At 71.8% G+C, this 25227-nt stretch carries 13 protein-coding genes and 1 pseudogene; 7 read left to right on the forward strand and 7 right to left on the reverse strand.

What is annotated here, in order from left to right:
• The first annotated feature begins 20 nt into the window (after positions 1 to 20).
• The 6 genes and pseudogenes from JQS43_RS02775 to JQS43_RS02800 all read left to right on the forward strand — a co-directional run bounded on the left by JQS43_RS02775 (position 21) and on the right by JQS43_RS02800 (position 6498).
• The gene (locus JQS43_RS02775; protein WP_338037151.1) at positions 21 to 542 is read left to right on the forward strand and encodes a NuoI/complex I 23 kDa subunit family protein; all 522 of its coding nucleotides are present in this window, start codon (positions 21 to 23) and stop codon (positions 540 to 542) included.
• On the forward strand, positions 539 to 1042 hold the full coding sequence (locus JQS43_RS02780; RefSeq protein ID WP_239677484.1) for an NADH-quinone oxidoreductase subunit J family protein: 504 nt from the start codon (positions 539 to 541) through the stop codon (positions 1040 to 1042). Before JQS43_RS02775 ends, JQS43_RS02780 begins: the two co-directional genes overlap by 4 nt.
• A complete protein-coding gene (gene nuoK, locus JQS43_RS02785; protein WP_239677485.1) occupies positions 1042 to 1389 on the forward strand; it encodes an NADH-quinone oxidoreductase subunit NuoK in 348 nt (115 codons plus the stop codon). The genes JQS43_RS02780 and nuoK overlap by 1 nt, the downstream gene beginning before the upstream one ends.
• Positions 1386 to 3296 (forward strand): annotated as a pseudogene (locus JQS43_RS02790) (NADH-quinone oxidoreductase subunit 5 family protein); the annotation flags it as partial. The gene nuoK and the pseudogene JQS43_RS02790, both read left to right, overlap by 4 nt.
• Before the next feature lie 77 nt (positions 3297 to 3373).
• Positions 3374 to 4894: a complex I subunit 4 family protein gene (locus JQS43_RS02795; RefSeq protein ID WP_239677486.1), complete on the forward strand. Its 1521-nt coding sequence runs from the start codon at positions 3374 to 3376 to the stop codon at positions 4892 to 4894.
• Positions 4891 to 6498 (forward strand): NADH-quinone oxidoreductase subunit N, encoded by a 1608-nt coding sequence (locus tag JQS43_RS02800; protein WP_239677487.1) that lies wholly within the window; start codon positions 4891 to 4893, stop codon positions 6496 to 6498. Before JQS43_RS02795 ends, JQS43_RS02800 begins: the two co-directional genes overlap by 4 nt.
• 1213 nt (positions 6499 to 7711) lie before the next feature.
• On the opposite strand, the gene JQS43_RS02805 is transcribed toward JQS43_RS02800, so the two are convergent.
• The gene (locus JQS43_RS02805) at positions 7712 to 9289 is read right to left on the reverse strand and encodes a hypothetical protein (RefSeq protein ID WP_239677488.1); all 1578 of its coding nucleotides are present in this window, start codon (positions 9287 to 9289) and stop codon (positions 7712 to 7714) included.
• Between the two features lie 68 nt (positions 9290 to 9357).
• Between JQS43_RS02805 and JQS43_RS02810 the strand changes: the two genes are divergently transcribed.
• Positions 9358 to 12633 carry a BTAD domain-containing putative transcriptional regulator gene (locus JQS43_RS02810; RefSeq protein ID WP_239677489.1) on the forward strand — a complete coding sequence of 1092 codons (3276 nt, stop codon included), beginning with the start codon at positions 9358 to 9360 and terminating at the stop codon, positions 12631 to 12633.
• On the opposite strand, the gene eccCa is transcribed toward JQS43_RS02810, so the two are convergent.
• The 6 genes from eccCa to JQS43_RS02840 all read right to left on the reverse strand — a co-directional run bounded on the left by eccCa (position 12599) and on the right by JQS43_RS02840 (position 25092).
• The gene (gene eccCa, locus JQS43_RS02815; protein ID WP_239677490.1) at positions 12599 to 16582 is read right to left on the reverse strand and encodes a type VII secretion protein EccCa; all 3984 of its coding nucleotides are present in this window, start codon (positions 16580 to 16582) and stop codon (positions 12599 to 12601) included. The two genes, JQS43_RS02810 and eccCa, sit on opposite strands and share 35 nt — an antisense overlap.
• 14 nt (positions 16583 to 16596) lie before the next feature.
• Positions 16597 to 18078: a type VII secretion protein EccB gene (gene eccB / locus JQS43_RS02820; RefSeq protein WP_239677491.1), complete on the reverse strand. Its 1482-nt coding sequence runs from the start codon at positions 18076 to 18078 to the stop codon at positions 16597 to 16599.
• A gap of 1 nt (position 18079) precedes the next feature.
• Entirely contained in the window at positions 18080 to 19480 is a 1401-nt protein-coding gene (eccD, locus tag JQS43_RS02825; RefSeq protein WP_239677492.1) for a type VII secretion integral membrane protein EccD, read from the reverse strand.
• 108 nt (positions 19481 to 19588) lie between these two features.
• Entirely contained in the window at positions 19589 to 20521 is a 933-nt protein-coding gene (locus JQS43_RS02830) for a hypothetical protein (protein ID WP_239677493.1), read from the reverse strand.
• Positions 20518 to 21609 (reverse strand): type VII secretion protein EccE, encoded by a 1092-nt coding sequence (locus tag JQS43_RS02835; RefSeq protein WP_239677494.1) that lies wholly within the window; start codon positions 21607 to 21609, stop codon positions 20518 to 20520. The genes JQS43_RS02830 and JQS43_RS02835 overlap by 4 nt, the downstream gene beginning before the upstream one ends.
• 456 nt (positions 21610 to 22065) lie before the next feature.
• On the reverse strand, positions 22066 to 25092 hold the full coding sequence (locus JQS43_RS02840) for a BTAD domain-containing putative transcriptional regulator (protein WP_239677495.1): 3027 nt from the start codon (positions 25090 to 25092) through the stop codon (positions 22066 to 22068).
• Positions 25093 to 25227 lie beyond the last annotated feature (135 nt).

A 25227-nucleotide genomic window follows, 5' to 3' on the forward strand; every position in this document is an offset into this window, starting at 1 on the left:
ACGCGGCCGGACAAGGCAGGATGTCTCCCATGAGCGGCGTTCCAGGAGCCGGGATGGTCAAGGGGCTCGCGGTCACGTTGGGTGCGTTGACCCGGCCCGCCCACACCCAGCAGTATCCGGACACCCAGCCCGAGCTGCCGCCGCGGTCGCGCGGGGTGATCGCGCTGCTGGAGGAGAACTGCACGGTCTGCATGCTGTGTGCCCGGGAGTGTCCGGACTGGTGCATCTACATCGACTCGCACAAGGAGACCGTGGAGGTGCCCGGCGCCTCCCGACCCCGGCAGCGCAACCAGCTCGACCGGTTCGCGATCGACTTTTCACTCTGCATGTACTGCGGCATCTGCATCGAGGTGTGCCCGTTCGATGCGCTCTACTGGTCGCCGGAGTTCGAGTACGCCGAGCATGACATCCGGAACCTGCTGCATGAGAAGGAGACGCTGGGTGAGTGGGTGGCGACGGTGCCGCCGCCGCCCGCGCACGATCCGAACGGGGAGCCCGCCAAGGAGGAGGCCGCCGCCCGGAAGGCAGCCGACGCGGCATGACCGTCGCGGACGTGCTGCTGCTGGCGCTCGGCGCGGTGGTGGTCGTCGCCGGCCTGCTGGTGGTCACCACCGCCCACCTGGTCCGGGCCGGTCTCTATCTGGTGCTCTGCCTGGGCGCGCTGGCCGGCATGTTCCTGGTCCTCACCGCCGAGCTGGTGGCCTGGGTGCAGGTGTTGATCTATGTCGGGGCGGTGGTGGTGCTGCTGCTCTTCGCGGTGATGCTGACCCGGGCCCCGATCGGCGCCAGCGCCGACCACAGCCGGCCGGCCTGGCCCGGCCTGCTGGTCGGCGGCGGCACCGCGGCCGGGCTGGCGGCGCTGTTCATCACCACCTACCGGTGGGAGGCGGTCGAGTTCGCCGACCCGGGCACCGCCGGCCGGCTCGGCGAGGAGATCTTCGGCAACTGGGTGCTGCCGTTCGAGGTGCTGTCGCTGCTGCTGCTCGCCGCCCTGGTCGGCGCGATCATCGTCTCCCGACTCGACGCGCCGGTGAGCCGCTGATGCGCCCGGTGATCCCGTACGTCGTGGCGGCCCTGCTCTTCGGGATCGGGGTGTTCGGGGTGCTGCGGCGCCGCAACGCGATCCTGTTGCTGATGGCGGTGGAGCTGATGCTCAACGCGGTCAACCTGATCCTGATCACCGCGAGCACCACCGTCCGTTCCTATCTGGAGGCCGCGGGCACCGCCGCGTATACCGGGCAGGTCTTCGCGCTGTTCATCATCGTGATCGCGGCGGCCGAGGTGGGGGTCGGGCTCGCGATCATCCTGCAGCTCTACCGGCTGCGCCGCAGCACGGCGGTGGACGAGGTGCCGCTCGGCGAGGACGCCGCCCCGGTGGTGCCCCGATGACCCTCGCCGAACTCGCGCTCGCGCTGCCGTTCGCGATCCCGTTGGTGTTCGGGCTGTGCGGGCTGCTGCTGCGGCGGCCGCACCGGCGGTCCCGGAACAGCCTCATCCCCACCCCGTTCGACCTAGGGGCGATCGGTACCGGTGCGCCGCTGGTGCTGATCCTGGTGCTGCTCTACCTGAACGAGTCGTATCACAACGCGTACGAGCTGGTCCGGTTCGGCGACCTCACGGTCGAGGTGGCGGTGCAGGTCGACCAGCCGGCGCTGCTGGTCGGCCTGGCGGTCACGGTGGTCGCGCTCGCCGTCCACTTCTACTCGGTCGCCTACCTGCCCGCCGACGACCGGTACGCCCCGTACGCCGCCCAGGTCACCCTCTTCACCGGCGCGATGCTGCTGGTGGTCTTCTCCGGCGACCTGGTGCTGCTGCTGGTCGGCTGGGAGATCATGGGGATCTGCTCCTATCTGCTGATCGCCCACGACCGGCGGCTGCCCGGGGCGCCCGGCGCGGCGATGAAGGCGTTCCTGGTCACCCGGGTTGGCGACGTCGGCTTCTGGCTCGGCATCATCCTCTTGGGGGTGGCCGCCGGCAGTTTCCAGATCAGCGAAGTGGTCGCCGCGGTCGGCCGCGGTGAGGTGTCGGCGGCGATGGTCACCGCCGCCGGGCTGCTGCTGTTGCTGGGGGTGGCCGGCAAGAGCGCCCAGTTCCCGCTGCACACCTGGCTGCCGGACGCGATGGCCGGCCCGACTCCGATCTCGGCGCTGATCCACGCCGCCACCATGGTCGCCGCCGGGGTGTACGTGGTGTTCCGGCTCTTCCCGATCTTTGCCGCCGGCACCGGGGTGCTCGCGGTGCTCGGGGTGGTCGCCGCGGTCACGATGCTGCTGGGGGCGCTGGCGGCGACCGCGGCCGACGACATCAAGCGGGTGCTCGCCTGGTCGACGGTCTCGCAGCTCGCCTACATGACCGGGGCGCTGGCGGTCGGGGCCACCTCGGCGGCGCTGTTCCACCTGCTCAGCCACGCTGCCTTCAAGGCGCTGCTCTTCTTCGCGGCCGGGGCGGTGATCCACGCGGTCGGCAGCAACCTGATGTCGGCGATGGGTGGCCTGCGCCGCGGCATGCCGGTCACCTTCGCGACCACGACGGTCGGGCTCGCGGCCCTGGTCGGGCTGCCGCCGCTGGCCGGCTTCTGGAGCAAGGACGCCATCCTGTACGCGGCGGCGGGCGAGGCTGGGTGGGTCGCGGCGCTCGTCTTCGGCGCCGGGCTGCTCACGGTGGTGATCACCGGCTGGTACGCGACGAGACTGTGGCTGCGGACCTTCTTCGGGCCCCGGTCGAGGGCGGCCGAGGCGCACGACCCGCCAGCGTTGATGACCTGGCCGTTGTGTGTGCTGGCGGTGCCGACCGCGCTGCTGGGGGTGGCGGCGCTCTTCGACGGGGTGGCGGCCCGGCTGGTGGCGCCGCCGTCGACGGTCGAGGGGTACCTCGGCGGCGTCACCCCCGAGCTGCCGCCGGAGCCGGAGCTGGTCCACTTCGGGGTCTTCATGCTGCTGCCGCTCGCCGCCGCCGGGCTCGGGGTGGCGCTGGCCTGGTGGCGGTGGCGGCGCGACCCGGCCACCGATCCGGCGACCGTGCTCGGTCCGCTGCGGCCGGTCTTCGCCGCCGGGTTCTACCTCGACGCGGTGCAACGGGCGGTGGTGGTGCGGCCGGTCCAGGCGTTGGCCGGGTTGGTCAGCCGCGGCGACGCGACGGTGGTCGACGGCGCGGTCACCGGCGCCGGCCGGGGCACGGTCGGGCTCGGCACACTGCTGGCGCGGGCCCACCAGGGGACGGTGACCCGGGCGCTCACCGCGGTCCTCGCCGGTGCGCTACTGATCGGCATCGCCGCCCTGCTCTACTGGGCGATCATGAGCTCGTTGACCGGCCCGCCCGGCGAGTCTGCTCACCAGCTCATGATCGACCCGGTCGACCGCGGGGTGGTGGCCGGATGACCGCGGGGCAGGTGCTGCTCGTCGCCGTGCTGGTGCTGCCGGCGCTCGGGGCCACGGTGGTGGCCGCGCTGCCCCGCCGGGTCGAGCACGGCGCCCGTACCGTCGGCGTCGGGTTCGCCGCCGCCGCGTTCCTCACCAGCCTGTTGCTGCTACCCGGCCCGGATCGATACGGCTGGTTCGCCGCCGGGCCGGCGCCGGCGGTGCAGCCGTGGCACGCCGTCCAGCTCGACTGGGTGCCCGGCCTCGACCTGCAGTTCCACATCGGAGTCGACGGGATCTCGTACCCGCTGGTGGTGCTGACCACCCTGCTGACGCTGCTCTGCGCGCTCTACACCCGGTGGCGGGCGCCGGCCGGCGGCCGGGGCCGGACCCTGGTGGCGCTGCTGCTGGTGATCGAGGTCGGCATCCTCGGCACCTTCCTCGCGCTGGACCTGGTGCTCTTCTTCATCTTCTTCGAGGTCGTGCTGCTGCCGATGTGGGCGGTGATCGCCTTCTGGGGCGGCGACGACCGGCGGCGGGCCGCCCGCAAGTTCGCGCTTTACACCCTGCTCGGGTCAGTGCTCCTGCTGGTCGGGGTGTTCACCGTGGTGACCGCAGCCGGGACCGCCGACATCGTCGCGCTCAGCAACGGTGACCTGCTCACCCGCGGCACCCAGCTGGTGGCCTTCAGCTTCCTGGCGCTGGCGTTCGCGGTGAAGTCGCCACTGTGGCCGCTGCACACCTGGCTGCCCGACGCGCACACCGAGGCGCCCACCGTGGGCAGTGTGATCCTCGCCGGGGTGCTGCTGAAGATGGGCACCTACGGCCTAATCCGGATCGGCGTCGGCGTCACCCCGGAGGGGGTGGCGTGGGCGGCCCCGGTGCTGGGGGTGCTGGCGGTCGCCGCGATCCTGATCGGGGCGCTGGTCTGCTTGGCGCAGACCGAGCTGAAACGGCTGATCGCCTACTCGTCGGTCGGGCACATGGGCTTCGTGCTGCTCGGCGTCGCCACCCTCTCGGCCGCCGGGATCCAGGCCGCGCTGATCGGCAACATCGCCCACGGGCTGATCACCGGGCTGCTCTTCTTCCTGGTCGGCGCGGTCAAGGACCGGACCCACACCGGCGACCTCACCGCGCTTAGCGGGCTGCGGGAACGCGCCCCGGCGCTGGCCGGCCTGCTCGGCTTCGCGGCGATCGCCTCGCTGGGCCTACCCGGGTTGGCCGGCTTCTGGGGGGAGCTGTTCGCGGTGGTCGCCGCGGTGCAGGAGGGCGGCGCACTATGGCTGGTGCTCGGCATCGTCGCCGCGCTCGGGGCCGCGGTGACCGCCGCCTACTTCCTGCGCCTGCTGCGCCGGGTCACCCACGGTGAGCCGAGCCCGGCGGTGGCGGCGGCCGCGCCCGCCCAGCTCACCCGGATCGAGCTGGTGACCTGGTCACCGTTGGTGCTGCTGATTGTCGCGATCGGGGTGATGCCGGCGCTGGTGCTGGCGATGGCGTACGACCCGGTGGCGGCCCTGGTAGCGGGGGTCGGCCGATGATCCAGACGATCGACCACGTGGCGCTGCTGCCGGCGTACCTGGCCGGCGGTACGGCGGTGCTGGCGCTGCTGATCGACCTGCTGGTGGCCCGCCGGGTGGTGACGGTAGCGGCGACCGCGCTCGGTGCCGCCACAGTGGTGGCCGCGGCGGTCGCCGTCGGCCTCGGGCCGGAGCGGGCGACCTTCTGCCTGCCGGGGGAGCCCGGGACCTGTTCGTACGTCGCGAACCCCACCTCGGCGCTCTTCGCTTCGCTCTTCGGGCTGTTGACGCTGGCAGTGCTCGGGCTCTCCAGCGGGGTGCTGCGCCGGCTGCCGCCGGGCGAGTACTGCTTCCTGCTCGCGGTGTCGATGGCCGGCGGCGTCGCGCTCGCCTCCGCCCGCGACCTGATCACCCTGATCGTGGCCCTGGAGACGCTGACCCTGCCGCTCTACGCGCTGGTGGCGCTGCGGCGGCGGACCCTCGCCTCGGCGCAGGGGGCGATGACGCTCTTCGTAGTCTCGGTGGTGGCGACCGCAGTCACGCTGCTGGGGGCGGCGCTGCTCTACTCGGCCACCGGCGTGGTGCACCTGCGGCAGCTCGGCGAGGCGCTCGCCGCCGGGGTCCCGACCGAGCTGCGGCCGCTCGCCGTGGTGGCGGTGGTGCTACTCGTCGCCGGGCTCGCGTTCAAAGTGGCGGCGGTGCCGTTCCACGCCTGGGCACCGGCCGCGTACGACGGTGCCCCGGTGCCGATCGCGGCGTACCTGGCCACCGCGTCGAAGCTCGGCGGGGTGGTGGCGCTGGTCTATGTGGTGGGCGAGGCGCTGCGACCGTGGCTGTCGGTGGTGGGCCCGGTGCTGGCGGCGCTGGCGGTGCTCACCATGACCGTCGGCAACGTGGTGGCGCTGCGGCAGGACCGGATGGTCCGGCTGCTCGCCTGGTCGTCGGTGGCCCAGTCGGGGTACATCCTGGCGCCGCTGGGAGTCTTCGCGGTCGCCGCCGGCCGGACCGACGAAGCGGTCTCGCTGGCGCTCACTGCGGCGATCGCCTACACGATCTTCTACGTCACGATCGAAGTGGCCGCGTTCGGGTCGGTGGTGGCGCTGCGGGGCTCCGGTGAGCGTGACGCCGACCGGCCCGATGTCGCCCGGCCCGATGTCAACCCGCCCGACGGCGACCCGCCCGACGGCGGCACGATCGAGGAGTACCGCGGCGCTGGCCGGCGGACGCCGCTGCTGGCGGCGACGATGACGCTGGCGCTGATCGGCCTGGCTGGGCTCCCGCCGGCGCTGGCGGGCATGTTCGCGAAGGTAGCGATCGTGCGGTCGCTGCTGGCCGGCGGTGCCGGGTGGCTGGCGGTGGTGGTGGCGGTCAACGCGGTGATCGGGCTTGCGTATTACCTGTGGGTGGCGGCCCGGCTCTACGCCCCGGCCCCGGTGCCTGCCCCGGCCCCGGTACCTGCGTCGGCCCCGGTACCTGCCTCGGTGCCGGCTGCAGCCCCGGCGCTGGCTCGGCCGGCGGTGCCGTGGAGCGTCGGAGTGGTGGTCGGTCTGGCGACGCTGGCGGCGATCGTGCTCGGCTTCGCCCCGCAGCTCGTCTTCGACCTGGCCGCACTGGTCTCCTTCTGACCGAAGCGCCAGGCCCCGCCAACTGCGTTGATCATGGACCTAGGTGCATGATTCGGGGCAATCGCGGTCCCCAACTCCATGGTCAACTTAGGCGCGGCGCTGGCGCCAGCGCCGGCAAGGCGGCAGGCAGCGGGTGGCAAGGCGGCCGGCGGCCGGCCACGGCCGGGTTGCAGGCAGCGGCCGGCGGCGGGCGGCCGGCAGCGGGTGGCAAGGCGGCCGGCGGCCGGCCACGGCCGGGTTGCGGCGTACTCCAGTCCGTCGGCATCGGCCTGGTGGGCTGAGTGGTGATCCACTAGCGCGACGAAAACCGCTAAACTCGTGAATCGGGCACCACTCAACCCACCAAGCCGAGTGAGGCTGACTGTCCGTGGCTGGGCGCGCCGTCGAACTGCCTGCCCAGACCCGCCGGCCCACTCGACGGCGGCAGGTAGTCCCGGGGCGCCGCTCCGAGTTGATCAACTTCCCTAGAGCTGTACGGCACGCTGCGTGTCGTACAGCTGCCGGGCTTTGGATCTTTAGCTCGACACCCAACCCGGGGCGCGGTCGCGAGACAGCGGCATTTCCGACATGGTTGGGCAGGGAGGGATCTTGCGTACGGAAAAATCGGATATTCCCGTACGCAAGATCCCTCCCTGCCCAACCATGTCGGGTTTGTTGGGTGAGGGCTCCGCTCCACTCGCCCAGTGGGTCGAGTGGCAGGGTTCGACATCATCCACACCGGACGCACCTTGGTCGCAGCAGAACGTCTATCCAGTTCACAGGCTTGCCCTGGGTGCCAGTGCCGGGCATATGCGACTCCGCTGGCTAGATCGGGTCGGGTCACTTGATCATCAGGCATCGCCGCAGTTCAGGTGGTGCCGTGGGAGCGTTTGCTTTGCTGACGTATACGCCAGCGGTGGAGCTGTCGGTGGGAATTGCTGCAAGATCGGCTCCGGGCGGCGCGGCTCACTCAACTTGGTGGGTCGAGTGGCGCCTGGTTTGCCAGTTTCAACTCGTTTGCCGCCGTAATGGATCACCACTCAACCGACCAAGTGGCCGACCGGTGCGGGGTCCTAGGCAGCGCCAGGTGCGCGGGGGAAGGGCGCGCAGGGAAGGGTGCGCGGAAGGGACGTACGGGGGGAGGGTGCGCGGAAGGGACGTGCAGGGGAAGGGGGGCGGGGAAGGGCGGGCAGCGGCAGACGTACGCAGGGCGAACGGCCCGGGTTCGGTGCGGTCAGGCCCGGGTGAGCGCGGTACCGGCGCCGCGGTGCCGCGCCACCAGCCGCTTGGTGGACCGTTCCAGGCGTACCCGGTGGCCACCGGCGCGCAGCGCCGTCATCATCTCGTCCACGGTGTGGGGCAGCGCCGCCGGTTCGTGGTCGGCCTGGAAGAGCAGCAGCGTCCGCCACAGACCCTGCACCCGGGGGTAGAGCGTCAACCCTTGCCGGAGCACCCACGCCACCGCCGCCGGGTCCTGACGTTCCGCCGCCAGCGCGGCGGCCCGCCGGACTGACTTGATCACCAGGGGGCGCAGTTGCGTTTCCCGGTCGACGACCCGCTGCGCGGCGGGGAGCAGTGGGGTGGCGGCGAGTAGCTCCCCCCGGATCAGCGACAGCGCGGTCAGCAGCCGGGCCCATTCGTTGTCCGGTTGGTCCACTGTGACTAGCTCCCGGAACAGGTGCCAATCGGAGCGGACATCGGCCGCCAGCCGCCAGCCGGTGCTGGTCGCCCGCAACCGCGGCAGGCCGGTGTGGTCGGCGCCGAGCCAGTCGTGCACGTGCCGGGCGGCGTCGGCGATCTGCCGTTCGTCGGTGAGCAGCCCGTGGACCAGCGACAACGGCGCCCCGGTGGGCCGGATGGCAGCGGTCGCGAGCAGGCTTGACAGCACCGGTCCGCGGGTCGGGTCGACCTCCCCCGGGGCGGAGATCCGCAGCGGGCCGAGGACCCCGACCGTGACCGGCGCCGGGCACCAGGCGTCCCGGACCTGGTCGGTCAGGGCCGGACCGGCGAGCGCGCGGGCGGCGGCCCGCCACGGGGTCGGCGGGGCGGCCGGCGGTGGGCTCGTGCCGATCGGGTCGACCAGTAGGTTCGCTGGCTCAAGGTATACCTGACCGTCCGGGCGGGCGTAGAAGTTCCAGCCGCCGGGCGGGGCCGGCTCGGGGCGTAGCACCACCGTGTCGGGGCGGGGCGGCGGGACCGGCTGGTGCGGCCCGGCCGTGATCAGGGTCAGCTCCCGCGACCAGGGGGCGGTCGCCACCGCCTGGGTGAGCGCAGTCACCAGCCGGTTTGCCGGACGCGGGTCGCCCACTATCCCGATCGGTCCGGGGGCGCGGGCCAGGTCGATCAGCACATGCCAACCGTCGCAGGTGCCGGCGAGCGTCAGCCCCGGGTACGGGCTTGGTCCGGGGGCCCAGTCGCGTACCTCGGCGGTGTCCACCACCCAGCACCGTCCGTCGAGGTCGCCGGGGAGCTGGCGCCACGGGGCGATCGCCGGAATCGGGGTTGGCCGAGCGAGCTGCAGCACCACTCGGTCGTATCCGACCAGCACCGAGGTGAGGTGGGGCAGCGGCGCGTCGACTTCCCGTAGCCGCGCCCGTAGGTGACACAGCGAGGTGAAGACCTGCGCCGCGAGTTTCGGGTCGCCGATGTCCCAGCTGCCGGGGGTGGGGGCGGGGTCGGGTGCGTCCGCCGTGCGGCGGCGGCGGCGCCAGGCACGCCAGGCGGGTTCGCCGAAGGCAGCTGCTCCGGCTACGGCGGCGCTGCCCAGCCCAACCGCGCCGAGGGTGATCCAGAGGGAGGTGTCGCCGGTCACGCGCCCAGCCTACGGACTGCCACCCGGGCCGGTACAGCGGCCGGTGCCCCGTACGCTAGAGAAGAGCTATGGCACACCGGTTAGGCCCCTTGGTCCGCGACCTTCGGCGCGACGCCGGCCTGACCCAACAGCAGGCGGCAGATCTCGCCGGGATGAGCGTCGCCGCCCTGCGCGACCTCGAGCAGGGTCGGGTGACCGCGCCTCGTTCCCTCACGCTCCGGCGTCTCGCCGAGGCGCTGCGGCTTCCGGCGCTCGAAACGGAGGAGCTGCTGCGGTGGGCAACCCCTGGGCAGGTGCCGGATCCGGGGTTGTGGCTGCAGGTGTTGGGGCCGTTGGCGGTGCAGGTTGCGGGCGCACCGGTGGAGATCGCGTCGAAGCCGCAACGTCGGCTGCTGGGGGTGTTGGCGCTCCATCCGCAGCTGACGGTGAGCCATGAAGCCCTGGTCGAGGCGGTGTGGGGGGCGGCGCCCCCGGCGAACGCACCCGAGCTGCTGCGGATTCACATTTCCCGGTTGCGGCGCCGGTTGGGTGGCCGGCCCGAGCCGGACGGGCCGGGGCTGCTCACCGCTGCCCCGGGAGGTTATCTACTCGGCGTATCCGAGAATCAGCTCGACGTGTTGATGTTCGAACGGTTGCTGGCTCGGGGGAGGCAGGCCAGTCGGGAGGCCGACCCGGACCGGGCCTGCCGCAGCTTCGCCGACGCGATCGCGCTGTGGCGCGGCGATCCGCTGGCCGAACTCGGCCTTTCGGCGCATCCGGCGGTCGCCACGTTGACCCGCCAGTGGCGCTGGGCGGTGGTGGAGTACGCGACGGTGGCGAATGCAGTCGGCCGCCCGCGGTTGGTGATCGAGCCGTTGCGGCAGGTGGTCGGGGCCGATCCGCAGCATGAGGCGGCGCAGGCGCAACTGCTGATCGCGTTGGCCGCCACCGGCGAGCGGGCGGCGGCGCTGGGTCAGTTCGAGGAGGTGCGCGGGCTGCTCGCCGACGAGCTGGGCGCCGATCCCGGGCCGGAGCTGCGCCACGCGTACCAGCAGGTACGCGGGGAGAGCACCGCCGGTCGGGAACGGATCGCGGTCTCGGCGTACCGGCAGTTGCCGCCGGATCTGACCGACTTCACCGGCCGGGAGACCGAGCTGCAGGAGTTGTCGAAGCGGATGGCGGCCGCTGCCGGCGCCGGTACCGCGCTGGTCATCTCCTCTGTAGAGGGTATGGCGGGGGTGGGGAAAACCTGGCTGGCGGTGCATCTGGCCCACCGGCTGCTCGCGGCGGGGCACGGCACCGAGGTGCAGCTCTCGGTGGATCTGCGTGGTCACGCCGACGAGCCGCCGGCCGACCCGGCCGCGGTGCTCGCCTCGTTCCTGTTGCTGCTGGGGGTTCCGGGGGAGCAGATCCCGGACGACCCGGTGGGCCGAAGCGCGCTGTACCGGGACCGACTGTTCGACCGGCGGGCGCTGGTGCTGCTCGACAACGCCGCCGACGAGGAGCAGGTACGCCCATTGTTGCCGGCCGGGCCGAACAACCTGGTGGTGGTGACCAGTCGCCGGTCGTTGGCGCTGGACGGCGCGCAGGTGCTGCCGCTGGACGTGTTCGCGCCGGCGGAGGCGGTGGGGCTGCTGCGTAGGGTGGCCGGCGTAGATCGGGTGGCGCGGGAGCCGGCGGCCGCTGCCCGGCTCGCCGAGCTTTGTGGACACCTGCCGTTGGCGGTCTCGCTAGTGGCGCGCCGGCTGCGTGCCCGCCCTGGCTGGCGGCTGGCCGAGCTGGTGGAGCGGTTGACGGTGGCCGGTGACCGGTTGGGGGAGCTGGCCGCCGGCAGTGCGCAGTTGCGGGCGATCTTCGAGTTGTCGGGCCAGGCGCTGCCTGAGCCGGTGCACCGGATGTTCCGGTTGCTCGGGCTGCATCCGGGGCGGGAGGTCGATGCCGAGGCGGCGGCGGCGCTCGCGGAGCTGCCGCCGGTGGCGGCCCGGCGCCTGCTCGACCAGTTGGTGGACGAGCATCTCGCCACAATGGTCACCGGCGAGCGGTACCGGTTGCACGACCTGCTCCGCGACTATGCCCGGGAGTTGGGGGCGGTCCGGGACCCGGCGCCGGCGCGGCGCGCCGCACTTACCAGGCTGCTCGAGTACTACCTGCACACGGTGGCCCGCGCCACCGATCGGCTGCTGGCGCAGCGGGCCCGGGTGTCGTTGGTGGGCACCGACCCGCAGCTGGGCCCGTCGCTGCCGGATCGCCCGGCCGCGGTGGCGTGGCTGCAGGCTGAGCATGCGGTGCTGGTGGCGATGGTCGGCTACGCCGCCGAGCAGGGCTGGCCGACTCACGCCTGGCAGCTCGCGTACGAGTTGCGGGCGTACTTCGGCATGCATGGCCACATCCTGGACTGGGTCGATACCCAGGAGGCTGCGCTGCGGGCGGTGCTCGACGCCGGGGACCGGCGGGGCGAGCTGGAGCTGCGCACCTTCCTCGGCTCGGCCTACCTGGACCAGGGACGCAACCGGCTGGCGTTGGACCAGTTGGAGCAGGCGTTGGTGCGGCACCGAGAGCTGCCGGCCGGCGATGCCCTGGCCGAGGAGGCGCTGGCCGAGGGGGCGCTGGCCCGGGAGCTGAACATCCGCAGCCTGCTCGGCGTCGCCTGCAAGGAGCTGGGGCGGTTCCCTGAAGCGCTCACCCACTATCAGGAGGCGCTGCACCTCGCCGAAGGGCGGGATTCTTACCGGGAAGGGGCGTTGCGGACCAACCTCAGCGTGCTGCTGGTGGAGCTGGCGCGGCCGGCCGAGGCGAGAGCCAACTGTCTGCGCGCGCTGGCGCTGGTCCAGCAGGTCGGCGACGTTGACGGCGAGTGTCTGGTGCTGACCAACTTGGGCGATGCCTGCCGACGGCTTGGCGAGTTCGCCGCGGCCCGCGACTATCTGGGGCGGGCGCTGCAGCTCGCCGACGAGCACGGCTTCCGGCCCCGTCGGGCCTACACGCTGCACCGACTCGGCAACACCTGTCATGACCAGGGGGACCTGCCCGCGGCACGGGAGCAGCTCCGGGAGGCATGGTCGCTGCTGCGGCAGGACACCCCGGGGGCCCAGCTGGAGAGTGAGATGCTGGTGGATCTGGCCGCGGTCCAGCTGGCGCTGGACGAGCCCGATGCGGCGGTCGAGCTGCTCCGGGACGCGGTCGGGATCGCGGAGAGCAGCGGTTCCCGATACCAGCAGGCCCGGGCGTTCGCCGGGCTCGCCGACCACGCCCGGGTGGCCGGCGAGCCGGAACGCGTCGCCGAGTACCGGCGGCGCGCCGAAGCCCTCTTCGCCGAGCTGGGCGTGCCGGTCACTGCACCGGCGGTAGGTGAGCCAGCTGAATGAGCTCGGCGTTGCCGCCGCGGCTGGTGAGCCAACCGCGGCCGGGCGGCATCGGCTGCGCCCGGAGATTGCCGAGCAGCGGCCCTTCCTCCCGGCTGCCGGACATCAGGATGCCGGGGGAGGCGAGGTCGCGGATGCGGGAGATGACCGGGTCGAACATCGCTCGGCCGGCACCGCCGCTGCGACGGACCAGGATCAGGTGTAGGCCGATGTCTCGGCCCTGGGTGACCAGGTCCAGCATGGAGACGAGCGGGTTGTCGTGTGGGCTGGTGGCGACGAGGTCGTAGTCGTCGATCAGGATGAACACCTCCGGGCCCGTCCACCAGCTGCGGTGGCGCAGTTGCTCAGGGGTCACATCCTCGCCAGGGAGCCGTTTCTGTAGCGCGGCCATGGTCTGCCGCACCAGCTTCTTGAGCTGCTCGGCGCTCGAGGCGTAGTCGAGCCGGTACTCGTCGGGCACCAGCCCGAGCAGGCTCCGCCGAAAGTCGACAACCGACAGTTGCGCTTCGTTCGGGGAGTAGCGGCTCATGATGCCGGAGGCCAGGACTCGTAGGAAGGAACTCTTGCCGCACTCGACATCGGCGAAGAGCAGCGCGTGAGGCTCCGCGCTGAAGTCCAGATAGACCGGCTGCAGGTCGCGTTCGGCGACACCGATCGGCACCCGCCGGTCGTCGGCGCCCGGCTCGGGCAGGTCCCGGTAGGCCAGCAGGTCGGGCAGCATCCGCACCGAGGGGGCGGCGTCGTGCCGCCAGGCGTCGTTGACCGCGGTGACGAAGTGGCTCACGCCGGCTGAGAGGTCCTCCGCGCTGGCGCGCCCGTCGATCCGCGAAACCCCGGACAGGAAATGGTATCCGTCCGGGGTGAGGCCGCGCCCCGGGCTTTGCTCCGGGACACTGGCGGCCTGCCGGCGCCCCACCTGGGAGTCGATAGCGTCGCCGAGCTTCAACTCCAGCCTGGTGGCGAACATGTCCCGCACGTTCAACCGGAGGTCCATCCACCGGTTGGCCGCGACCATGACGTGGATGCCGTAGCCGAGCCCCCGGTTGACCAGGTCGATGACCTTCGGTTCCAGGTCTTCGTACTCGCTGCGAAGGGTGCTCCAACCGTCGATCACCACGAACACGTCGCCGAACCGTTCCTCCGGGACCTGGCCGTCGCGCAGCAGTCGGCGATAGGTGGCGATGCCGTCCACGCCGCGTGCCGCGAACCGTTGCTCCCGCTCGGCGAGCAGACTGGCCGCCTCACCGATGCTACGGCGCACCTGGTCCCGGTCCCGGCGGGTGGCGACCCCGCTGACGTGGGCGAGGTCGCGGATGGCGGTCAGCCCACCACCGCCGAAGTCGAGGCAGAAGAACTGCACCTCCCGGGGGGTGTGGGTGAGCGCCAGGCTCGCCAACAGGGTGCGCAGGACCGTGCTCTTGCCGCTGCGCGCGCCGCCCACCACAATGGCGTGACCACCGCCGGCCGAGAAATCCAGCCAACAGGTGTCCCGCCGCTGGTCGTACGGCTTGTCTACCACTCCGGCGACCGCCCACATGCGTCCGTGCAGCTCCTGATCGGCGGTGGTGAGCCCTCGCTGTGGGTCGGCTATCAGCTCACCGAGAAGCTGGTCGAGGGTGGGCGGATCGGTCAGCGGCGGCAGCCAGACCTGGTGGGCGGGTGCACCCTGGTTTTCCAACCGACTCACCAGCACGTCGAGGAGGCTGTCGCCGGTCTCGGCGTCGGGCTCGTCGCCCGGTGTCGCCCTGGCGACGGGCGCCTCGGCGACCTGTGACACCCGGTACCGGGTCGAGTAGTCCTGAATCGGTTCCACGCGATGTCCATCCTCAGTGGTTCGGCCGGCGACGCCACGTTGTTGGCGGCCGGAAACGTAGGCCGCCCGGAATCTGGTCAGGGTGTCGGCCTCGGTCTTGAGAAGTCCATTGCCGGGTGATCGCGGCAACTGGTATGCGTCGGGTACCCCCAACACGGTGCGGCTCTCCATAGCGGAGAAGGTGCGAAGCCCGATCCGGTACGACAGGTGGGATTCGAGCCCGCGAAGTTTGCCCTCATCGAGTCGCTGCGAGGCGAGTAGCAGGTGCACGCCGAGGGACCTGCCCACCCGGCCGATCTGTACGAACATGTCGATGAAGTCCGGCCGGGCGGTGAGCAGCTCCGAGAACTCGTCGACGATCACCAGCAGCGCCGGCAGCGGCGCGAGCGGCGCGCCCGCCGCCCGAGCTCTCTCGTAGTCGCGCTGTGAGGCGTAGTTGCCGGCGGCCCGTAGCAGCTCCTGGCGGCGCAGCAGCTCGCCCTGGATCGCGTCCAGCATCCGGTCCACCAGATGCAGCTCGTCGGCGAGGTTGGTGATGACGGCACTGGTGTGGGGCAGTTGGTCGAGCCGGGTGAAGGTGGCGCCACCCTTGAAGTCCACCAGCACCAGGTTGAGGATCTCGGAGCTGTGGGTCACCGCCAGCGCCAGCACCAGAGTCCGCAGCAGTTCGGATTTTCCGGAGCCGGTCGCCCCGACCAGCAGCCCGTGTGGGCCCATGCCGTCCTGTGCGGACTCCTTCAGGTCGAGTTCGAGCGGCCGCCCGTCGCCGTCGATGCCGATCGCCACCCGCAGCCGGTCCCGCTGTGACCGGGCGGCCCAGGTCTGCCCGAGGTCGAAGTCGTACGGGTCGCCGATGCCGAGGAGTTCGGTGAGTTCGAGGCTGACGGCGAGCGGCTGGTCGCTGACGGACAACGCGGACATCCGCAGCGGTGCCAGGCTCCGGACCAGCCCCTGGATGCCGACGAGTGGGAACGCGTCGGCGCGCCCCACATTGCCGGAGCCGTCGATGGTGCGGCTGGTCAGGGTGGCGTCCTCGCCGATCGTCAGCACCAGTTTGGTTGGATCGAGCAGGCGGGGTGGGGTGGTGGCGAGATCAATGACGGTGACGCCCTCCAGGCCACCGTCGATGAGCAGGTGCTCGGAGCCGTCGGTGTCGCCGCCGTCGATGACGACGAAGAGGTGCGCGTTGCCTTCGATCGGCGCCGAGTGCGGGTCGAACCTGGGCCGCTTGGCGATGACGTCGTCGAGCATCGCTTCCAACCCGGTGACGCTGTGTGCGACCAGGCGCAGTTGGCCCACGCCGTCGAGCTTGCTGGGGTGCATCGCGTGCGGCAGCCACTTCGCCCAGTCCCACGCCTCCCGGTCGCCGGGGTGGACGCAGAACGCGGTCAGGACGTCACCTGGGGCGTGGAAGACGCTGAGCTGCGCGACGAGCGCGCGGGCGAAGGCACGTTTACGCTCCTGGTCGCCGGAGACGTAGATTCGGGCGAATCCGCGCAGCGCCACCGCGACCGGCAGGTCCGGCACCGTCGAGTAGGTGGTGACGAACTTCCGCAACGCCATGGCACACAACGGCTCCAGCTCATCTACCGGTTTCGTCTCCGGTGGTACCAACGGTGTGGCGAGTTCCTGCGGCCCGACCCCGATCCGGATCACGGTGTAGTCCCAGTCGCCGGGGCGCCGTTCCCACAGTCGGGCGCTCTGGGCGGTGCTCCAGAGCTTCGCCGGGTCCGGGTGCCGGTAGAACATCGCCTTGCGTTGCCGGTCGATGGTCTGCCGGACCTGCGCCCGGAGTTGGCTGAGCCGCCGCATGTAGCGGCGCCGTTCCTGCACCATCTCCTGCTTGCTGGGGCCTTGGCTCTGCTGGTTGAGCACCATGAAGGCGACCATGCCGAGGACGCCGACCACCATCAGTCCGCCGATGACGTAGATGAGCGGTCCCATCCGGTCCAGCCGGAAGACGAACATCATCAGCATCATCGCGCCCATCATGCAGACCATGGGCAGGATGATCAGTGAGCGTGCCCAGCCCTTGCCGGCCGGCGGCGGGTTCTCGGGCGGCGGTTCCAGCACGACATCGCCGGACGGCAGCTCCGGGGCTGGTTGCCGGACGGGGCGGCTGGCGATCACAGTGGACATATCCCTTCCCCTTCTCAGCTGCCGACCGGGGCGGATTGTTGAGCCGCCTGCGGCGTGAGGGTCGGCCCGGCGGGGATTCGCTGCACCAGCGCGGCAGGCATATCGACCGCTTGGTCCGGGGTGTAACCGAGCACCTCCAACACATCTCCGGATGGCACCGCATACCGGATCCCCAGGTCGGTGACGAGGTAAAAGGAGCCGCTGGGAGCGCTGGCCGACGGCAGCGAGCGGACCACCGCGATCTCGCCCGGCGGCACGAACACCGAGTCCGCCAGCCGCGCTCCCTCCGCCGACTCGCCCCAGGTGGGCAGCGCCGCCCCGTTCCCGGCGGGCTCGGAACCGAGCGTCAGCTCCGGCGGCGACTCGACATCGTGAGTCTCGGCGCACAGCGATGAAACCTCGCCGTTCGGCGGCGGCAGCAACTCCGGTGCAGTGGGCGGTGGCGCAGCCTCGCCGCGCGCGGGCGCGAGCGCGCTACTGCCCGGCGCGGCGGCGGCCGCCGCCGCGGAGATCTCCTCGACCTCGACTTGATACTGCCCGTGCAGCAGCTGCAGCTGCAGCTCGGTCAGCGGCGCCAAGCCGTCGTCCATCACCAGGTAGTGCTGGTCACCGTTGGCCACCGGGTGGTAGACCACCGCGCCGATCTCCCGGCCGTCGACCGCGCTCGACTCGTCGCCCCGGTCGGGCAGCTCGATCGGGCCCAGATCCTGTCCGGCCGGCAGTCCGTTCAACCACGCCGTCCCGGCCAGCACCTGCTCGGCCTGGAGGCCGTAAAGGGCGCGAACCAGCTGTTCCGGCTCGTCGCTGGCTAGCCGGTAGCGGTGGCTGCGCCAGATCAGAAACTGATCGCCCGCTGCGGAGTCCTCGACCAGCAGCGCCTGGTCGCCGAGGGCGGAGCCGCCGGACGGCGCCCGGCCCACCACCAAGGTGGTGGTGGTGAACGGCGAGCCGGCCGGGTCGGTGTCGAGAGTGGAACACAATGTCCATGGGGTGCCGACGGAGCGGTCCGCGGCGGGTAGCGACTCCGGGGCGCCGGGGATGCCGACCGTCGCGGCCCGAGGGAGACCGACCAGGTTGCGGCTGGCGACCCGTCGTGGCTCCGAGGTGTTGCTGCCGCCCCCGAACAGACCGCCGAGCAAGCCACCTTGCCTCCCCTCGCCGCTCGGCGCCGTGAGATGGCTGACCAGCTTGGCCGAGGTGAAGTTGAGCACCGGCTGGAGCGACCCATCGGCCAGGTAGACGTAGTGGGCGCCGGTCTCACGTTCGATGATGATGGCGCCCGGTTCCTGCCATCGGCCGGCCTGGTTTCCGCTGATCACTCCGTACACGCCGAACGCCACTGCCACCAGCGCCGCGACCATGACCCCGGCGAACGCCGCACCGACGCCGCGCCGCAGCGGATGCTGCTCGGGGTCGGTCTCGTGGACCATGACCGAGGAGACCACCCGCTGCATCATGAACTGGTACGAGTGGAGCTGATCGCGCCGGCTGGCCATCTCAGCCGATCCCCGCTAGCAGGCTCTGCACATAGTGGTAGAGCCCGGTGATGAAGCAGGCCAGCGGGATCAGCGCCAGGATCGACACCACGTCCAGGATGTCCGCGCCCCGCCCCAGGTAAGGCGACGGGTTGCTGCGGCTGTAGACCAGACCGGCGGCGGCGACCACGAACCCGACCCCCAGCAGCAGCAACAACAGCAACGCCAGCGAGGTGTTGGTGTCGGCCCCGCCCGCACGTAGGCCCAGCAGCAGTAGCGCGCCGACCACGCCGGCGGCTAGCAACGGAATCCGCTGCCGGGGCACCGGGAAGAGCCGAGCCCGAAGCAGCAGCGCGAGGGTTGCGGCGAGCAACAGCAGTTGGTGTGACCCGCCACCGGCGAGTGCGAGCAGACCGGCCGAGCCGGCGGTCACCACCGCCAGTCCGATCAGCAGCCCGGTCAGCACCTCATCGGTGCGCGCGGCGGCGTCGAAGACGTCGGTGGCCGGCGGTGCCGGCTCGTCGGCGAGTAGATCGGCCGAGCGTTGTGGCAGCGTCGGTAACGGCAGCCGCCCGAGCCGGATCGCCACCATCGGATAGCCGGGCAGCAGCCCGATCCCGGCGGCCAGCACCACCGCCGCCGCGCCGTCCGGCCCCAACCGGCCGGCGGTGAGCGCGCCCAGCAACGCGAGCGCGGCGATCGCGATCGCCGCGGCGAAGATCCTGGCGAGCACCGCCACTCCGACGTAACCGACGATGGCAAAGAGCAGCAGGGTCGTGGCGGCGAGCAGCAACTGGGGCGATCCGACATCGGTGACCCGGGCGTGGTCCGGCGCGGTCAGCATAAGCCCGCCGACGAAGGCGTAGAGCATGCTCACCGCCGCGAAGACCGCGCCGGCCCGGGCATCGGGTACGGCCCGGGCGATCACGATGCCGGCGCCGAGCAACACCGCGCCGACGGCGAGGAGCACTAGCGACGGGAGTAACCAGGGTGGCTCGAACCAGAAGACCGCCGCCGGACCGATCGCGAAGATCAACGCGCTGATCGTCAGTCCGCCGAGCCGAGTGGCGGCGCGACCCCAGCTGCGGCCGTAGCGTCGGGCGCCGCTGGCGATGGTCTCGACCAGGTCCTCGTACTCCAGCTCGGGCCACTCGACCTCGCCGGGCACCAGGTGTAGCAACTCACCGTCGCGTACCTGTTGGGCGTCGAGCGACTTCTGCGGGTCCAGACTCTCGCCGGTCGGGCGGCGCAACAACCAGCCGGCGTGGCGCTCGCCAGCGTCGGCGGCGTCCTCTCCGGCGTGTCGCAGGATATAGGGGAGTAGCTCCGCCACCGGCACATCTCCGGGCAGGGCTACGTCGATCAGCCGTCGGGCGGCCTTGATGGAGACTTTAGCCAGCGAAACGCCTGGAGCCGCAACCATTTTGCCCACCTCCGGGGACCGGCGTCGGTTCACGAACCCGAAGCCTGTTTAAGTACTAGAAACGGTCTTGGTGCTGGGCGCGGGCGGCTGGGCGCGTCCGCGCCGCGGTCAGCGGTAAGGCTCGCTCAACAACTCCCGTTCGGCGGCGGTGGCGTGAACCCAGGCGTACCGGGTGCCCGCCGAGGTCAGCACCGCCAGCATGTCGTCGCCGAGTACCTGCAGAGTATGGACGGTGCCGGCGGTCAGCTGCCGGATCGGCGCGAGGGTCTCCGACTCCGCCGGTGAGAGCCGTTGCGACAGCACGATGTCGGCGCTCGCGAGCAGCTCCGCCTGCGCCGGGGTGACCTGTGAGAGCACCGACAGCCGGGTGGTCCACGGCGGTAGACCTTCCGACGCCAACGGGTGGGCGCCGCCCAGCCGCAGCACCGGCGCATCGACCGAAGCCGACATCCGGACCGGCGAACCCAACTCCAGCACCGCAACCCGGTCGGTCCGGCCGGTCGCCCGGCGTCCCAGCTCGATCCAGCCGTCTGGTTCGGCGGTGAAGACCACGGTTCGGGCGCCGAAACCCAGCGAGCGAAAGGTGACCAGCTCCGCTGCCCACGGGCCGCCGATCAGCACCACCTCGGTGGGCTCGGGACGGAACAGCGTAACCGCCACCGGCCCCCCGGCCTGGTCCCGCCCCAGCAGCAAGCCGAAGGCGCTGCCGGTGAGCTGCAACCTGTCCAACTCGTCGCCGCTCGCCGCATGATGACCGATGCGCAGCCGCCGCAGCCGGCGATGCCGCCGGGCCCGCCAACTCGGCGACGTCGTCGGACCGTCACCATCTGGATCGGACTCGTTCGTCGGCGGGCTGCTCGGTGCTGGCGGCACCGCCGCAACCGCGATCACCCGGCCCGGCGGGGTGGCCGCCGCCGCGGCGGCCGGGGCGGCAGCGTCGGCCGCGGGCTCGGCGCCGGCGACCTGCGCGGGGGTGGAAGCTGGCGGCTCGGCCGGCCGGGGCAAACCCATCGTGGGGCCGATCGACGTGGGGGAGGTCATCGGGCACCACCTCCGGTAGGCGCGCTGCCGTAGACGGCGAGCGCCTGCTCACCGTCGAGCGGAAACAGGCCGGCGCCGAGCTGCTCGGCGAGCGCCTCGGCCCGGTCGCTGAGGGTGGCGAGCCGCTCTGGGGTGGCGGCGAGCCGGACCAACGCGCGCAGGTCCACCCCGTCGCCGTCCCGCGGCTCCAGCGTCAACGCCACATTCACCTCGGTGGTGGCCGCAGGGTCCGGCGGCTCGGCGCCGGGCCGGCGCCCGGCGGCCGGCAGGTCGCTCAGGTAGGCGAGGATGGTGGTGCCCGCCTCCGGGGTCGGCCAGGACCGGAGCCAGAAGCTGCGGTGCGCCAGTCGGCCAGAGCTCCACCAGCGCCAACGTTCGAACCCAGCCGGCCCATCCGGGGTGAGCGCGCAGGACCGCAGTAGCGCCGCCAACAAACCGTCGCGGTCCACGGCCCGGGCGCGCAACCGGCGTCTGCGCAAAACCCGGGTCACCCGGCGGCTGAGCTCGGCGAGCACCGCGGGTACGTCAGGTTGCTGCGCTGCGCCGTCCACCACCGAGTCGGCCACCGCAACCGAGTCCAGCCGGACCACCACCCATAACGTGCGCGTGACGTCACCGCCCTGATTGGAGGTATGGGTGACAATCTGGATGACCGCCCCGGGCTGTTCCGCTTCGGTCGCGATCTCGGCGAGCGCCCACAACGGCAGCGGCGGATGCACACCGGCGTCGGTGGTGTCCACCTCCAGCACCGCGAACCAACCGGCGCCATCGCTGCCCATGCCCCATCGGGGCCAGGCGTCGGTGCCCGGGACCGATTCGACGGCCAGATCCGAGACGAGGGCACCCAGCGCCGCCAGCCGTGGATCGGTGCCGGAGTCGGGATCGGCGGGTCCCGGTATCGCCGCCGGGCCCGCCGTCGCGGCGTGGGCTGTCGCCGGTTCACCGGCACGGTTGCGGCGGTAACGCAGCCACAGCGTGGCGGTCTCGGTCCACCAGCGACCCCGCCAGCGACCGAAGACCAGCGCCACTCCGAGCGTCCCGACCACCCCCGCAAAGATCGCCGGCCAGGCACCGCGGACCACCAGCACCAGGACACCCGCCAGGAGGCCCTGAAATACCAGTAGCCGGGTTACCCCGAGCGGGCCGAGTCGGCCGGGCAGTCGGCGGCGGCGAAACCAGTGGCGACGGCTGGTCGGCTCGGCAGCGTGCGGTCGGGCGCGCGTTCGCCACCGGATTCGAACGCGCGCCCGTCGCCGCGACCGGCTCGGCGGCGTGGCCGTCCCGGGTGCCTGGATAACCGTCACCTGACTCGCCGTCCTGTGCCATCGCCGCCATCGCCGCCCCCGACCCGCTGGGGCGTGGCCGGGGTGATCACGCCCAGCGCGGTCGGGGGGAGCACTGCCCTACTGCGCAGCAGCGCCTCGCATTGCCCATTCTGCGCGCCCCGGCTGCCAGGCGACGAACGCGCAAGCAGCCCCAATTGGACATCGAAAGCGCAGGTCATAGGGCCTATCGGGAAGCCCGGTGCGGGCCCTACGGGGCGGCTACGGTGTCGGCAAATCGACCGGGTGCGCTGTGGCTCGACCCAGCTCAGATGGGCGGGGCGGCCCGTCCGGCGGTGGCCGCAACGACTCGGCCCGGAGCCGACACGCCGCCGCCTGCTCGTCCTCCCCCAGCTCGGTCAGGGCGTCGCTGAGCAGCCGCAGTAGCACCACCTCTTCGCCCGGCGCACGCTGCTGTCGATGGAGTTCACAGGCGCGGCGCAGCACCGTAACGGCCTCGGCGAATTGGCCGTCGAAGGTCAGCGCTTCCCCCAAAACGCCGAGCGCCAGTGCGTAACCCCAGACATCGCTGCTGTCGGTGAGCAGCGACAGCGCCGCCCGCGCGCACTCGATCGCGGCAGGATAATCCCCCTGCACGGTGTAACTGCGTCCGAGATTGTTCAACGTCCGGCCACGCAGCGTCGGCTTCTCGGCCAGGGCGAGTGCGCGCTGCAGCTCGGCGATCGCCTCGGTAGTCTGCCCCCGCAGGGTCAACGCGATGCCGAGGTTGTTGCGGGAGCGCGCCTGCTGGGTCTGGTCCGGCAAGGTAGCGCTGACCTGCACCGCCTCGGCGAGTAGCGCCACCGCCCGGTCCAGGTCGCCGGAGTTGCCGTAAGCGATCCCGAGGTCGTTGCGCATCAGCGTTTCGCCGTGCCGGTCCCCGCAGTGGCGGGCGGCGGCCAGACCGGCCTCGGCTACCCGGATCCACTCTTGCCAGTCGCCGACGCGGAGAAACAGGTGTCGTAGCGTAGCGGCCAACTGCCAGGCGTACTCCCGGTTGTTGTCGCCGGCCGCCCCCGTGACGATGGCGATCAGGTTGGCCTGCTCGGCGGCGAGCCAGGCAACGGCGTCGTCGTCGCTGACGATGCCGGGCGCCTGGGCCCCGCCCGGCACGCTAGGCGCCGGCAGTTCATTACCGGGGGAGATCTGCCGGTGGGCGGTGGCGGCGACGCTGAGATACCAGGTGAGCAGCTGGGTTACCGCCGCCTCCTGAGCGGTCGGCTCATCTTGCTGGGCCAGGTCGTGGGCGTAGGCGCGGAGTAGATCGTGCAGCCGGTAACGGTCACCAGGTAAGGCGATGACGAGGTGTTCGTCGACCAGCCGGTCGAGGCAGCCCTGCGCGGCGCTGACGGTCGTGCCGGTGAGCGCGGCCGCCGAGTACGGCGTGACGTCATCACCGGGATGTAAGCCGAGCAGCCGGAATGTCCGCTGGGTCGGCGGGTCGAGCGCCTGGTACGACAGGTCGAAGACCGATCGCAGTGCCCGGGTGCCGGCCGCCAACTCGGCGAGCCGGTGGCGTGCCTCGGCGATCCGGCCGGCGAGGTCGGCCAGCCGCCAGGCGGGGCGCGCCTGCAGCCTTCGGGCGACCAGCGCCACCGCGAGCGGCAGTCGGCCGCAGCGCTCGACCACCTGGCGGGCGGCGGTCGGGTCGGAGCCGACCCGGTCCGCGCCCACCACTTGGATGAGCAGCTCTGTCGCCTCTTGCTCGCTGAACACGTCCAACGGCAGTGTGTGTGCGCCGTCGATGGCGAGCGACCGACGACTGGTAATCAGAACTAAGTTTTCCGGGCTCGCCGGCAACAGCGGCCTTACCTGCTCCTCGCTCGCGGCGTTGTCGAGCAACAGCAGTGAAGGGCGCCCGTGTAGACGATCCCGGAACAGCGCCGACCGGGACGGGAGGTCGGCGGGTATCTGATCGCCGGGCACCGCCAGTAGTTGCAGGAACGAGGCGAGCACCGCAGCCGGGTCGGCCGGCGGTTCGTCGGCGTGTCCGTGCAGGTCCACATAGAGCTGTTGCTCGGCGTAGCGACCAGCCGCGAGCAGCTGGTGGGCCACCCGGACCGCCAACCGGGTCTTGCCGACGCCGCCCATCCCCTCCAGGGCGTAGATCGGCGGCGCGGTCGGTCGCGGTGCCGGCTGGTCGATTGGGGGCAGCCGATCGGCGAGCCACCGCAGCTCCGACTGCCGTCCGCAGAAGTCCGCGATGTCCGGTGGCAGTTGGCGGTGTGCCCGAACCGGGGCCACCTCCGGCCGGGGGACCTGTTGGCGCAGCACCCGCCGGTGCGCCTGGGTCAACTCGGGCCCGGGTGAGGCGCCGAGTTCGTCGGCGAGCCGTCGGCGTAGGTCGTCGAAGAGGGTGAGGGCGGTCGCCTGCTGCCCACTACCGGCGAGCGCCAGCATCAGCTTGGCGTGCGCCAGCTCGTGCAGCGAGTCACCAGTCACCACCTGCTGCAGCAGCGGCACTACCCGATCGTTGCGGCCCAGATCGATAGCTACCGTGGCGTACTCGACCACGACCGTCTGCCACAGCCGAAGCAACGCGGTCACCGCGGGGTGATCCGCCAGCGGGGCCAAGCCGGCCAGCGGCTCGCCGCGCCACAGCGTCATCGCCTCGGCGTAACGGTCAGCCGCCAGCGCCGGCTCACCGCCCGCCTGATGCTGCCGCGCCCTGCCCACCAGTTGATGGAAGTGCAGCAGATCCAGCTGTTCCGGCTGGCAACTGAGCCGGTAGCCCCCGGTGGTAGCCACCAGCTCCGGTGGGACCGCTCCCGGGGCAGCCGGCGCCAACCGCCGGCGCAGCCGGGAAATCCGGGTCGGCAGCACCGTCCCCACATTGGCCGGGGGGCGGCCACCCCACACCACCTCGAGTAACTCTTCCCGGGACACTGTGGCGTTAGCGGCCAGCGACAACAAACCGAGCAGCACCCGCTGGGTCTCGGAGCCGGGGTCGGCCTCGACACCGTCGACCCGTAACGCCAACGGGCCAAGCACACCGAGCCACACCCCGCCGGCGGCGCGCGGGTTGGGGCGGGCCAACGCCACGAGATCGGCGACCTCGGTGGCGGAGAGTCCGAGCGCGCCGCCAAGCAACCGGATGGTTCGGGCCCGGGGGGTGGCGACCCGCCCCTGCTCCACGTCGCGTAGCCCGGCCACGCTCAACCCGGCGAGGTCGGCCGCCTCCTGTTGCGTGAGGCCAACCCGTTGCCGGAGTTCCTGCAGGACCTTCCCCAGTTCTCGCGTCTCCGGCATCTCCCCATCCTGCCGTGGTCAGGCCATGCCCGTGCCCCGTACCCGCCCCGTACTTCACCGCCGTGACGCGTGCCACTCCGCTGTGACCTGCGGCTTCGGCGATGCGGGCGGCCAGGGTGCGGGCTTCCCGGTGTC

The sequence above is a fragment of the Natronosporangium hydrolyticum genome (genome assembly GCF_016925615.1).
Taxonomy (GTDB): Bacteria; Actinomycetota; Actinomycetes; order Mycobacteriales; family Micromonosporaceae; genus Natronosporangium; species Natronosporangium hydrolyticum.

Coding starts and splice junctions, on each gene's coding strand:
- JQS43_RS02775 (WP_338037151.1), top strand. CDS start 21: ATGTCTCCCATGAGCGGCGTTCCAGGAGCCGGGATGGTCAAGGGGCTC.
- JQS43_RS02780 (WP_239677484.1), top strand. CDS start 539: ATGACCGTCGCGGACGTGCTGCTGCTGGCGCTCGGCGCGGTGGTGGTC.
- nuoK (WP_239677485.1), top strand. CDS start 1,042: ATGCGCCCGGTGATCCCGTACGTCGTGGCGGCCCTGCTCTTCGGGATC.
- JQS43_RS02795 (WP_239677486.1), top strand. CDS start 3,374: ATGACCGCGGGGCAGGTGCTGCTCGTCGCCGTGCTGGTGCTGCCGGCG.
- JQS43_RS02800 (WP_239677487.1), top strand. CDS start 4,891: ATGATCCAGACGATCGACCACGTGGCGCTGCTGCCGGCGTACCTGGCC.
- JQS43_RS02810 (WP_239677489.1), top strand. CDS start 9,358: ATGGCACACCGGTTAGGCCCCTTGGTCCGCGACCTTCGGCGCGACGCC.
- eccCa (WP_239677490.1), bottom strand. CDS start 16,582: ATGTCCACTGTGATCGCCAGCCGCCCCGTCCGGCAACCAGCCCCGGAG.
- eccB (WP_239677491.1), bottom strand. CDS start 18,078: ATGGCCAGCCGGCGCGATCAGCTCCACTCGTACCAGTTCATGATGCAG.
- eccD (WP_239677492.1), bottom strand. CDS start 19,480: ATGGTTGCGGCTCCAGGCGTTTCGCTGGCTAAAGTCTCCATCAAGGCC.
- JQS43_RS02830 (WP_239677493.1), bottom strand. CDS start 20,521: ATGACCTCCCCCACGTCGATCGGCCCCACGATGGGTTTGCCCCGGCCG.
- JQS43_RS02840 (WP_239677495.1), bottom strand. CDS start 25,092: ATGCCGGAGACGCGAGAACTGGGGAAGGTCCTGCAGGAACTCCGGCAA.